Here is a 13,929-nt window from a genome sequence, read left to right as displayed (position 1 = left end):
TCCAGGGGCGCCCTCGCCTCGGAGGGCGCCCCTGCCTGGTGGTGTCCGGATGTGTGTGCTGTGCCTCAGGAGGCTGTGTCGGCCATGGCCTTGACCAGGCTCGCCGGGCGCATGTCCGTCCAGGTCTCCTCGATGTAGGCGAGGGCGGCCTCGCGGGTGTCGGCGGGCTTCACCACGGTCCAGCCGGCCGGCACCTCGGCGAACTCGGGCCACACGGAGTGCTGGCCCTCGTCGTTGATCAGGACCAGGTAGGTGCCGTTCGGGTTCTCAAACGGGTTCGTCATGATGTGTTTCCTCACGTGTTATCTGATGGGTTGTCACACGATGTGGCGGTGTATGTCATGCACATCGCGTATGCACTGGTGTGCGTCGTTACGGATGAAGGACGAATCAGGATGTTCCCGTCGGCCGCGTCATTCGGCGCAGGGCCGGCCGACGGGCCGTCGGCTGCGTGGTGGCCGCGAGCAGCGCGACCAGCCCGGAGACGGTGGGGGTCTCGAAGACCGTGGCGATGGGCACTTCCACACCCATGGCGCCGCGGATGCGGCTCACGAGGCGGGTGGCGAGGAGGGAGTGGCCGCCGAGGTCGAAGAAGCTGTCGTCGATGCCGACGCGGTCGACGCCGAGGACTTCGGCGAACAGGCCGGCGAGGACTTCTTCCTGCGGAGTCCGCGGAGCCCGCCCGCCCGAGGCCGCCGCATAGTCGGGCTTCGGGAGCGCCCGGCGGTCCAGCTTGCCGTTCGGAGACAGCGGAAGCCGCGCCACGGCCATGACCGCCGACGGGACCATGTAATCGGGCAGGCCCTCGGCCAGCTGCGCACGGGCCGCCTTGACGACCGCCCCGATTCCACGAGCGGCACCGGGGCTGTTCACCCAGGCAGAAGCAGAACTGGACGGCGTGTAGACACCGGACAGAACCGCATCATCCGTCCCGGCCGGGAGGATGACGGCATCGAAGTGGGCCACCGACCCCGGTGACCAGGTCGGCACGACCCGCAGACCCAGCCCGGCGCCCCGGACAACCAGAGCCTCCGGATCAACAGCCGGCCCGAAGTCCTCCGCGTCATGCCCGTCGACCACATGCTCGGCCGCGACCTCGGCCACCAGCCGCGCATTCGGAATGCGCACCACACGCACCGGAACATCGATCCCGGCGAAAGCCTCAAGGCCCTGGCCCGGTTCCCAGACCACTTCACGGGCACCGGAAACGTCCAGCACTCCGGCCGGATCCTTGTGGAACACCACCTCGTAGCGATGCCGGGTCAGCTCATTGTGATACCCGCCCCGCTTCAGACGGATATCCAGCCCGCCAATCCGGCCATCCCGCCGGGCCAGATCCGCAAAGAACTCCGGTGCGGCGACCAGTTCCTTCTCCAGCAGCACCGCACGGTCCACCACCGCGCGCGCCACCGCACCCCGGCCCGCATGGACAGCCGCATGCAGCACACGCAGCGAACCCGCATGCCGCACGTCACCGACAATCAGCCGCCCGCCAGGAGCCAGCAGCCCAACCGCCCGGTCGATCACCCGCGCCAGATACTCCCCATCAGGGAAGTACTGCACCACCGAATTGATCAGAACCGTGTCGAAGAAGCCCTCCGGCAGCCCCTCCATGACATCCGCAGCCTGCGCCCGCAGACGGACGTTCCCCAGACCCGCCTCGGCAACCTGGCCCTCCAGACGCCCGATCACCGCCGACGACAGATCAGTACCCCAGTACTCCTCCACACCGCCGGCCAGATGCGCCATCAGCAGACCCGAACCAACACCGATCTCCAGCACCCGACGCGCACCGAACCCACGCACCTGCTCCACGACCGCATCCCGCCAGGCACGCATCTCACCCAACGCAATCGGCTCACCCGAATACGAACTGTCCCAGCCCGAGAAATCCTCACCAAAGCCGCCAGAACCCGCCCCGGAATACACCGAGTCGTAAATCTCCCGCCACTCCTCCACCTGCGCCTCAGCACCCGACACATCAGCAGCACCCCACGCGGCCGCCACCTCAAGATCAGGCACGACATAGGCCACCAGACGCTGATCCCCCGGAACATCCTCACGAGCGATCACCGCAGCCTGACGGACACCCTCAAAACCCACCAGCAGCGACTCGATCTCACCCGGCTCGATCCGGAACCCACGCACCTTCACCTGCTCATCAGCACGCCCCAGATACTCCAACTGCCCATCCGCACGCCAACGCACCAGATCACCCGTCCGGTACATCCGCGCACCCACACCGAACGGAGACGCCACAAACCGCTCAGCCGTCAGACCAGCACGCCCCACATACCCGCGCGCCAGACCCGAACCCGCCACATACAACTCACCCGGAACACCCACCGGCACCGGACACAAACCCTCATCCAGCACATAAAGCCGGGTATTCGCCACCGGCCGCCCGATCGGCACATCACCCACCATCGGGCCGGCCATCGCCACAATGACCGTCGTCTCCGTCGGACCATACGCATTCATCACCCGACGCCCCGGCGACCACCGCGCCACCAGATCCAGCGGCACCGCCTCAGCACCCACCACCAGACAGCACAGATCCCCCAGCAACGCCGGAGCATCCACCGGCAACGTCGCCACCACCGACGGCGGAATCAACGCATGCGACACCCGACCCTCAGCCAGGACCCGCAACAACTCCCCACCCACCAGCCGACCACGCTCAGGCACCACCAACACCGCACCCGAAGCAAAAGCCACCAGCAAATCCCAGAACGCAGTATCAAAACTCGGCGAAGCAAACTGCAGCACCCGGCTCTCCGGCCCCAGCTCCAGCAACCCGACCTGCGTCACCGCCAGACTCGCCACACCCCGATGCGACACCACCACACCCTTGGGCCGACCCGTAGAACCCGACGTATAAATCACATACTCCGGATGCCCCAGATCCACCACCACCCCAGGATCCGAATCCGCAAACCCCGAAAAATCCCCACCCAGCACACGCTCATCCAGCACAAGCACCGGCGCCGCATCCTCAAGAATGAACGCACGCCGCTCCGCCGGATACTCCACATCAATCGGCACATACCCGCCACCGGCCTTCAGCACAGCAAGGACCGCCACCACCAGATCAACCGAACGCGGCAGCATCACCCCCACCAACGACTCCGGCCCCACACCCTCACCGATCAGCCAATGCGCCAGCCGGTTCGCCCGCGCATTCAACTCCCCATACGACAACGACTCCCCACCACGCACCACCGCCGTCGCACCCGGATCCCGCACCACCTGAGCCTCGAACAACCCAGCCAGCGAAGCCTCCGGAACCACACACCCCGTCTCATTCCACCCCGACAACACCAGCTCCCGCTCAGCCTCCGCCAACAACTCAACCCCACCAACCCGCACCAACGGATCAGCCACCACCTGCTCCAGCAACCACACCCAACGCCCAAGCAACCGCTCAACCGACGAACGATCAAACAGATCCGTCGAATACTCGACCGTTGCGGTCACACCCTGCTCGCCGACGTGTTCGGTGAGGCTGAGCAGCATGTCGAAGCGCGAGCGGCCGATGCCGACATCCTCGGAGCCCACTCGCAGCCCCGGCAGCACGAACTCGCTCGCGGAGGTGTTCTGGAGGACAAGGGCCACCTGGAAGAGGGGGTGGTGACCGCTGGACCGCTGCGGGTTCAGCAGCTCCACCAGGTCCTCGAACGGGACGTCCTGGTTGGCATAGGCCGCCAGACTGGTCTCACGGACCTGGCCCAGCAGCTCCTCGAAGGTCGGATCCCCGGACGTGTCCGTGCGCAGCACGAAGGTGTTGACGAAGAGACCGACCAGGTCATCGAGTGCCTCGTCCGTGCGACCGGCCACGCCGCTGCCCAGAGCAATGTCGGTCCCGGCGCCGAGGCGGGTCAGCAGGACCGCCATGGCCGCCTGGAGCACCATGAACACCGTGGTGTTCGTGCGGCTGGCCAACTTGACTATGCCCGAGTGCAGTTCGGGCTTCATGTCCCAGGTGAGGTGCGTCCCCTCGAAGGAGGACATCGCCGGGCGCGGCCGGTCCGTCGGGAAGGTCACCTGCTCGGGAAGCCCAGCCAGCTGGCGGCTCCAGTAGTCCAGCTGCCGGGCATAGATGCTTCCCGGGTCGGACGCGTTGCCGAGCAACTTGCTCTGCCAGAGCGTGTAGTCGACGTACTGAACGGGGAGTTCGACCCACTGCGGAGCCTCACCCTGGGTACGCGCCGTGTAGGCGGCGACGAGGTCCCTCGTCAGCGGGCCCATGGACCAGCCGTCACCGGCGATGTGGTGGACCAGGAGCATAAGGACGCACTCACCGGCGCCGTCCAAATCGAACAGCCAGGAGCGGAGCGGGATTTCGGAAGCCAGGTCGAACCCGTACCGGGCCACTTCTTCCAGCGCGGCCGGCAGCTCCGCCTCGGTGACCGTACGGCACTCCCACTCCAGCCGTGCGTTCGACGGCTCCAGAACCAGCTGGTGCGGCTCGCCTTCGGCCTCGGGAAAGACCGTACGCAGCGATTCGTGCCGGGCGATCACGTCGTGGAGCGCGGCCCGGAGTGCTTCGGCATCGACCTCGCCCTTCAGGCGCAGGGCGATCGGCATGTTGTAGGTGGACGAGCGGCCTTCCAGTTTGTGGAGGAACCACAGGCGGCGCTGCGCGAAGGAGAGCGGCACGATGTCCGGGCGGGGCATCGGCTCCAGAGCGAGGCGAGTACTGCCGCCTTCGGCGAGGCGAACCGCGAGGCCGGAGACGGTGGGGGTCTCGAAGACCGTGGCGATGGGCACTTCCACACCCATGGCGCCGCGGATGCGGCTCACGAGGCGGGTGATGAGGAGGGAGTGGCCGCCGAGGTCGAAGAAGCTGTCGTCGATGCCGACGCGGTCGACGCCGAGGACTTCGGCGAACAGGCCGGCGAGGACCTCTTCCTGCGGAGTCCGCGGAGCCCGCCCGCCCGAGGCCGCCGCATAGTCGGGCTTCGGGAGCGCCCGGCGGTCCAGCTTGCCGTTCGCGGTCAGCGGAAGCCGGTCCAGAACCATCACCGCGGACGGAACCATGAACTCCGGCAGACCCTGGGCCAGGCGGGCACGAGCGGCCATGACGACCGCACCGATTCCACGGGCAGCGCCCGGGCTGTTCACCCAGGAACCCGACGCGGCCGAAGGCCTGTAAACACCGGACAGAACCGCATCATCAGCCCCGGCCGGGAGGATGACGGCGTCGAAGTGGGCCACCGACCCCGGTGACCAGGTCGGCACGACCCGCAGACCCAGCCCGGCGCCCCGGACAACCAGAGCCTCCGGATCAACAGCCGGCCCGAAGTCCTCCGCGTCATGCCCGTCGACCACGTGCTCAGCGGCAACCTCGGCCACCAGCCGCGCATTCGGAATGCGCACCACACGCACCGGAACATCGATCCCGGCGAAAGCCTCAAGGCCCTGACCGGACTCCCAGACCACTTCACGGGCACCGGAAACGTCCAGCACTCCGGCCGGATCCTTGTGGAACACCACCTCGTAGCGATGCCGGGTCAGCTCATTGTGATACCCGCCCCGCTTCAGCCGGATATCCAGCCCGCCAATCCGGCTGTCCCTGCGGGCCAGGTCCGCAAAGAACTCGGGTGCGGCCACGAGTTCCTTCTCCAGCAGCACCGCACGGTCCACCACCGCGCGCGCCACCGCACCCCGGCCCGCGTGAACAGCCGCATGCAGAACACGCAGCGAACCCGCATGCCGCACGTCACCGACAATCAGCCGGCCGCCAGGAGCCAGCAGCCCGACCGCCCGGTCGATCACCCGCGCCAGATACTCCCCATCAGGGAAGTACTGCACCACCGAATTGATCAGAACCGTGTCGAAGAAGCCCTCCGGAAGCCCCTCCGTGACATCCGCAGCCTGCGCCCGCAGACGGACGTTCCCCAGACCCGCCTCGGCAACCTGGCCCTCCAGACGCCCGATCACCGCCGACGACAAATCCGTGCCCCAGTACTCCTCCACACCGCCGGCCAGATGCGCCATCAGCAGACCCGAACCGACACCGATCTCCAGCACCCGACGCGCACCGAACCCACGCACCTGCTCCACGACCGCATCCCGCCAGGCACGCATCTCACCCAACGCGATCGGCTCACCCGAATACGAACTGTCCCAGCCCGAGAAATCCTCACCAAAAACTGCAGAACCGTCAGAACCCGCAGAACCCGCAGAGCCCGCCCCGGAATACACCGAGTCGTAAATCTCCCGCCACTCCTCCACCTGCGCCTCAGCACCCGACACATCAGCAGCACCCGACGCGGCCGCCACCTCAAGATCAGGCACGACATAGGCCACCAGACGCTGATCCCCCGGAACGTCCTCACGAGCGATCACCGCAGCCTGACGGACACCCTCGAAACCCACCAGCAGCGACTCGATCTCACCCGGCTCGATCCGGAACCCACGCACCTTCACCTGCTCATCAGCACGCCCCAGATACTCCAACTGCCCATCCGCACGCCAACGCACCAGATCACCCGTCCGGTACATCCGCGCACCCACACCGAACGGAGACGCCACAAACCGCTCAGCCGTCAGACCAGCACGCCCCACATACCCGCGCGCCACCTGTACACCGGTCGCGTACAACTCACCCGGAACACCCACCGGCACCGGAGACAGACCCTCGTCCAGCACATAAAGCCGGGTGTTCCACATCGGTCGGCCGATCGGGACGCTGCCCGCGGTCGCACTCGCGCCCAGCTCGCCGGCGTGCCAGGTCGAGGAGGCGACCTGGATGGTCATCTCGGTCGGGCCGTACAGGTTCGAGAGCTCCGCACCCCACGTGCGTGAGATCTCCGCCGCAAGTTCCGGACGCAGCGCCTCACCGCTGGACCAGATGCGGGTGACGTCATGGCCGGCGGGCGGAGCCGGAAGATTGGCCAGCAGGGACGGTGGGAACTGGGCGACGGTGACACCGTGCTCCACCATGTAGGAGACGAGCGCATGAGGGTCCCGGAGTACCTCGCCCGGGGCCACGCAGATCGCCGCGCCATGCAGCAGCGGGAACCAGAGCTCCAGTCCCACCGAGTCGAATCGCACCGAAGTACGGAACAACAGCACGTCACCGGCTCCGACCGGGTAGGCGTCGCCCATCCACTGGAGGTTGTTGACCAGGCCCCGGTGTTCGACCAGGACTCCCTTCGGACGGCCGGTGGAACCCGAGGTGTAGATCACGTAGAGCGGGCTCTGCGGAACCAGCCGCCCCCAGCGCTCGTCATCGGTCAGGTCGCCCGCGGGTTGCCGGTCGATCTCCGCGCGGGTCTCCTCGTCGTCGAGGAGAACGGACGGGAGCTCCGTGCCCAGGCCGGTCAGGGTCGGGGTACAGGTGAGCAGCAGTCCCGGGCGGGCGTCGTCCAGCGTGTAGCGCAGTCGCTCTGCCGGATCCTCAGGGTCGAGGGGGACGTAGGCGCCGCCCGCCTTGACCACCGCGAGGAGCGCGACGACGGTGTCCGCCGAGCGCGGCAACGCGACGGCCACGAGCAGCTCGGTGCCGGTGCCGCCGCCCGTACCCGGGGCGGAGGCGACGAGGTGGCGCGCCAGTTGGTTGGCTCGGGCGTTCAGCTCGGCGTAGGTGAGTTCGGCGGCGCCGAACAGGACCGCGGTGGCGTCGGGGGTCCGCCGCACCTGAGCTTCGAAGAGAACGGCCAGGCTCTCCTGACGAACCTCGGCGTCGGTGTCGTTCCAGTCGGCCAGTACCTGGCGGCGCTCGGTGCCGACGAGCAGATCGGCCCGGCTGATCGACTGCTTCGGCGCGGTCAGCGCCTCGTCGAGGAAGCGGATCCAGCGGGCGAAGAGCTGCTCGATCGTGGACCGGTCGAAGAGGTCGGTGGAGTACTCGACCACGGTCGCGATCCCGGCGGGGTTGCCCGCGGCGTCGTACCGCTCGGTGAGCGAAAGCAGCATGTCGAAGCGGGAAGTACCGGAGTCGACCTCTTCCATCCGGACCGTCAGCGCCGGCAGGGTGAAGTCGCCCTGGCCGGTGTTCTGGAGGACCAGGGCCACCTGGAAGAGCGGGTGGTGGGCCGCCGACCGTTGGGGGTTGAGGAGTTCCACCAGGTGCTCGAAGGGCACGTCCTGGTTGGCGTAGGCCGCCAGACTGGTCTCACGGACCCGGCCCAGCAGCTCCTCGAAGGTCGGATCGCCCGAGGTGTCCGTGCGGAGCACGAAGGTGTTGACGAAGAGACCGACCAGGTCATCGAGCGCCTCGTCCGTGCGGCCCGCGACACCACTGCCGAGCGGGATGTCCGTGCCCGCGCCGAGCCGGGTCAGGAGCGCTGCCATGCCCGCCTGGAGCACCATGAACACGGTCGCGCCCGAAGCGCGGGCCAGCTCGCGGAGCCGCCGGTGCAGCGTGGCATCGACATCGAACTCGGCGGACGAGCCGACGTAGGAAGCGATCGCCGGACGGGACCGGTCTGCGGGGAAGGTCACTAGTTGCGGCAGGTCCGTCAGCTGATCGCGCCAGTAGGCGACCTGGCGTCCGAACAGGCTGTCCGGGTCGGACTCATCACCGAGCAGTTCGCTCTGCCAAAGGGTGTAGTCGGCGTATTGGACCGGAAGTTCCGCCCACTGCGGAGCCACACCCTGGAGTCGCGCGGTGTACGCGGCCACGACGTCGCGGGCCAGCGGCGCCATGGACCAGCCGTCGCCGACGATGTGGTGCAGCAGCAGGAGCAGGACTGCGTCCTCGGCACCCGTTTCGAACAGCCAGCTGCGAACCGGGATTTCGGTGGCCAGGTCGAATCCGTACCGGGCCACTTCTTCCAGCGCGGCCGGGAGCTCGGCCTCGGTGACCGTACGGCGTTCCCAGCCGATCCCGGTCTCCTCGGCGTCCAGTACGAGCTGTCGGGGTTCGCCGCCGCTCTCGGGGAAGACCGTACGCAGGGACTCGTGGCGCCCGATCACGTCGCTCAGGGCAGCGCGGAGCGCGGCGTGGTCGACGACACCGGTGAGCCGCAGGGCAAGCGGCATGTTGTAGGTGGCGGAACGGCCTTCGAGCTTGTGGAGGAACCACAGGCGGCGCTGCGCGAAGGACAGTGGAACGCTGTCCGGGCGGTCCATGGGCAGAAGGGCGGTGCGCGTCCTACCGCCGAGGTCCAGTCGTTCCACCAGCCGGGACACGGTGGAGGCTTCGAAGACGTCCTTGATGGGCAGCTCCACGCCCAGGATGGTCCGGATGCGGCTCACGAGGCGGGTGGCGAGGAGGGAGTGGCCGCCGAGGTCGAAGAAGCTGTCGTCGATGCCGACGCGGTCGACGCCGAGGACTTCGGCGAACAGGCCCGCGAGGACCTCTTCCTGCGGAGTCCGCGGAGCCCGCCCGCCCGAGGCCGCCGCATAGTCGGGCTTCGGGAGCGCCCGGCGGTCCAGCTTGCCGTTCGGAGACAGCGGAAGCCGCGCCACGGCCATGACCGCCGACGGGACCATGTAATCGGGCAGGCCCTCGGCCAGCTGCGCACGGGCCGCCTTGACGACCGCCCCGATTCCACGAGCGGCACCGGGGCTGTTCACCCAGGCAGAAGCAGAACTGGAGGGCATGTAGACACCGGACAGAACCGCATCATCCGTCCCGGCCGGGAGGATGACGGCCTCGAAGTGGGCCACCGACCCCGGTGACCAGGTCGGCACGACCCGCAGACCCAGCCCGGCGCCCCGGACAACCAGAGCCTCCGGATCAACAGCCGGCCCGAAGTCCTCCGCGTCATGCCCGTCGACCACGTGCTCAGCGGCAACCTCGGCCACCAGCCGCGCATTCGGAATGCGCACCACACGCACCGGAACATCGATCCCGGCGAAGTCCTCAAGGTCGAGACCGGACTCCCAGACCACTTCACGGGCACCGGAAACGTCCAGCACTCCGGCCGGATCCTTGTGGAACACCACCTCGTAGCGATGCCGGGTCAGCTCATTGTGATACCCGCCCCGCTTCAGACGGATATCCAGCCCGCCAATCCGGCCATCCCGCCGGGCCAGCTCCGCAAAGAACTCGGGTGCGGCCACGAGTTCCTTCTCCAGCAGCACCGCACGGTCCACCACCGCGCGCGCCACCGCACCCCGGCCCGCGTGAACAGCCGCATGCAGAACACGCAGCGAACCCGCATGCCGCACGTCACCGACAATCAGCCGGCCGCCAGGAGCCAGCAGCCCGACCGCCCGGTCGATCACCCGCGCCAGATACTCCCCATCAGGGAAGTACTGCACCACCGAATTGATCAGAACCGTGTCGAAGAAGCCCTCCGGCAGCCCCTCCGTCACGTCTGCCGGCTGTGCCCGCAGACGGACGTTCCCCAGACCCGCCTCGGCAACCTGGCCCTCCAGACGCCCGATCACCGCCGACGACAGATCCGTGCCCCAGTACTCCTCCACACCGCCGGCCAGATGCGCCATCAGCAGACCCGAACCGACACCGATCTCCAGCACCCGACGCGCACCGAACCCACGCACCTGCTCCACGACCGCATCCCGCCAGGCACGCATCTCACCCAACGCAATCGGCTCACCCGAATACGAACTGTCCCAGCCCGAGAAATCCTCACCAAAGCCGCCAGAACCCGCCCCGGAATACACCGAGTCGTAAATCTCCCGCCACTCCTCCACCTGCGCCTCAGCACCCGACACATCAGCAGCACCCGACGCGGCCGCCACCTCAAGATCAGGCACGACATAGGCCACCAGGCGCTGATCCCCCGGAACGTCCTCACGGGCGATCACCGCAGCCTGACGGACACCCTCAAAACCCACCAGCAGCGACTCGATCTCACCCGGCTCGATCCGGAACCCACGCACCTTCACCTGCTCATCAGCACGCCCCAGATACTCCAACTGCCCATCCGCACGCCAGCGCACCAGATCACCCGTCCGGTACATCCGCGCACCCACACCAAACGGAGACGCCACAAACCGCTCAGCCGTCAGACCAGCACGACCCACATACCCACGCGCCAGACCCGAACCCGCCACATACAACTCACCCGGAACACCCACCGGCACCGGACACAAACCCTCATCCAGCACATACACGGACGTGTTCACCACCGGATGACCGATGGGAACCACACCATCCGACACCTCACCGCTCATCGACACACACACCGTCGACTCCGTCGGACCATACGCATTCACCACACGCCGCGACCCCGACCACCGGGCCACCAACTCCACAGGAGCAGCCTCACCCGCCAGAACAACCGTCTCCAAAGACGAAAGCCCCGACCCAGACTCCACACCAGCAGGCAAAGCCCCCAGCACCGACGGCGGCACCGTCACATGCGTGATCCCCTGCCCGGCCAGCACCTCCAGCAGCGCCTCACCGACGAGGCGACCCTGCTGCGGCACGATCAGCGTGGCGCCGGAGGTCAGCGCCATCACCAGTTCCCACCACGCGGCATCGAAGCTCAGCGAGGAGAACTGCAGTACCCGGCTCGCGGGCGTGACACCCAGCCTGCTGACCTGCGCCGCCGCGAGGCTGGCCACGCCGCTGTGCGACACGGCGACGCCCTTGGGAACGCCGGTGGAGCCGGAGGTGTAGATGATGTAGGCGGGGTTCTCGAGGCGAACGCGCACATCGGGGACGGTGTCGGGGTACTTGGCCAGGTCCGGCAGGGCGGTTCGCAGTGTCTCCTCGTCGAGTACGAGGACCGGGGCGGCGTCCGCCAGCATGAAGGCGCGGCGCTCCGCCGGATATTCCGGGTCGACCGGCACGTACGCGCCACCGGCCTTGAGTACGGCCAGCACCGCGACGACCCATTCCGACGAGCGCGGCAGGAGAACACCGACCCGCTGTTCCGGGGCCACCCCCCGCTCGATCAGCCAGTGCGCCAGCCGGTTCGCCCGCGCGTCGAGTTCCCCGTACGTGAGTGATTCGGCACCGCACACCAGCGCGGTGTCCTGGGGCGCCGCGGCAACGCGGGCCTCGAACAGCGCGGTCATCGACGCCTCGGGGACCTCGACGGACGTGTCGTTCCAGTCCCCCAGCAGTCGGCCGCGCTCCGCCTCCGCCAGCAGGTCTACCTGCCCGATCGGCAGCGCCGGCTCGGCCACCACCTGCTGCAGCAGCCGCGCCCAGCGCTCCAGGAGGTCTTCGACCGTCGCGTGGTCGAACAATTCGGTCGCGTACTCGACGACGGCCTCGATACCGGCCGGCGCGTCGTTCTCGTCGTGGCGCTCGAACAGCTCGACGAGGAAGTCGAATCGGGAGGTGGAGGTGGTGACGAACTCTTCACGGACCGCGAGTCCGGGCAGGAGCATGTCGACCGACGGCGCGTTCTGCTGCACCATCGCGACCTGGAACAGCGGGTGGTGGTGAGTGGAGCGCTGCGGGTTGAGGAGTTCCACCAGGTACTCGAAGGGCACGTCCTGGTACTCGAACGCCGCGAGGCTGGCTTCCCGGACGCGGCCGAGCAGTTCTCCGAAGCCGGGGTCGCCGGAGGTGTCCGTACGCAGGACGTAGGTGTTGACGAACAGGCCGATCAGATCGTCCAGGCCTTCATCGCTGCGGCCCGCGACACCGTTTCCGAGCGGGATGTCCGTGCCCGCGCCGAGCCGGGTCAGGAGCGCTGCCATGCCGGCCTGCAGCACCATGAATACGGTGGCGTTGGAGCGGTGCGCCAACGCCACGATCTGACGGTGAAGTTGCCCGTTCAGCCTGAAGTGCAGGTTGGCGCCGTCGTACGAGGCCACGGCTGGACGGGGGCGGTCGGCGGGGAAGGTGACCAGCTGCGGCAGCTCGGCCAGCTGATCCTTCCAGTAGTCGACCTGCCGCGCGAAGACGCTCTCGGGGTCGGCCGGGTCCCCGAGCAGCTCGCTCTTCCAGAGGCTGTAATCGGCGTACTGCACCGGGAGTTCGGACCAGGTGGGTGCGGCGTCGGCGGAGTACGCCGTGTACGCGGCGATGACGTCACGAGCCAGCGGCGCCAGGGACCAGCCGTCACCCGAGATGTGGTGCAGCAGCATGAGCAGGACGCATTCGTCGTCCCCGTGCTCGAACAGCCATGCGCGGAACGGGATTTCGGAGGAGAGGTCGAAGCCGTACCGGGCCGCTTCTTCCAAGGCGGCGGGGAGTTCGGCCTCCGTGACCGTACGGCGCTGCCAGTCGAACCGCACGTCCTCGGGCCCCAGCACCAGCTGGTTCGGCTCGCCGTCACTCTCGGGGAAGACCGTACGGAGCGACTCGTGCCGGCCGATCACGGCGAGCAGGGCGCCGTGCAGCGCGTCGGCGTCGACCTTGCCGGTCAGCCGGAACGCCATGGGCACGTTGTAGGTCGCCGACGGGCCTTCCAGCCTGTGCTGGAACCACAGGCGGCGCTGGGGGAACGACAGTGGCAACCGGGCGGGGCGCACCGCCGGAACGAGCTCGGGCCGTCGGATGCCCTCGCCGCCGCCGTCGCCGTCATCGCCGCCGTCGTCGCTACCGCCCGCCGCGTGTGCGTCGAGACGCCGGGCCAGAGCCGCCGGGTTGGCGGCCTCGAAGACCTCCTTGATCGAAAGCTCGATCCCCAGAACGGCGCGGACCCGGACCAGCAGCCTGATCGCCGTGAGCGAATGCCCGCCGAGCGTGAAGAGATCGTCGTCCGGGCCCACTTCGGAGTGTCCCAGGACCTCCGCGAACAGACCGCGCAGCACCTCGACGTTCGAGGAAGGGTGCTGCCTGTCCGCGCCGGGGTTCGGGTGAGCCGAATTCGACGATGCCTTGGCGTCCAACGTGATGCTCGCTTTCCAGACGGTGTTCTTCTGCCGAAACTCGGCTGATTTCATTTCCGGCAGCGGTCAGAGCTGCGTGTCGGGCGCAGTTCGGGCGCGCCGCAGGAATTCACTTCGTGCCTTATCCCGTCCCCCGCGGACGCGTTCACCGTTCGGGCTGATCGATCAGCCGCCATGAACAGCGTCGACGACAAAGCCTCTCCTGCGAACTGG

At 67.9% G+C, this 13,929-nt stretch carries 2 protein-coding genes; both read right to left on the bottom strand.

Going from position 1 to position 13,929, the window contains the following annotated elements:
- Positions 1–65 precede the first annotated feature (65 nt).
- A complete protein-coding gene (locus OG429_RS33990) occupies positions 66–284 on the bottom strand; it encodes an MbtH family protein (RefSeq protein WP_328929089.1) in 219 nt (72 codons plus the stop codon).
- A 106-nt stretch (positions 285–390) separates the two neighbouring features.
- A complete protein-coding gene (locus tag OG429_RS33985) occupies positions 391–13,770 on the bottom strand; it encodes a non-ribosomal peptide synthetase (RefSeq protein ID WP_328929088.1) in 13,380 nt (4,459 codons plus the stop codon).
- Positions 13,771–13,929 lie beyond the last annotated feature (159 nt).

This window comes from Streptomyces sp. NBC_00190 (genome assembly GCF_036203305.1).
In the GTDB taxonomy this organism is placed as follows: Bacteria; Actinomycetota; Actinomycetes; order Streptomycetales; family Streptomycetaceae; genus Streptomyces.
Note: the sequence above shows the minus strand (reverse complement) of the source record. Positions and strands in the feature narration are given on the sequence as shown.

Bases quoted from the DNA above. Each gene is read 5' to 3' on its own strand.
- OG429_RS33990 (WP_328929089.1), bottom strand. From the start codon at position 284: ATGACGAACCCGTTTGAGAACCCGAACGGCACCTACCTGGTCCTGATC.
- OG429_RS33985 (WP_328929088.1), bottom strand. From the start codon at position 13,770: ATGAAATCAGCCGAGTTTCGGCAGAAGAACACCGTCTGGAAAGCGAGC.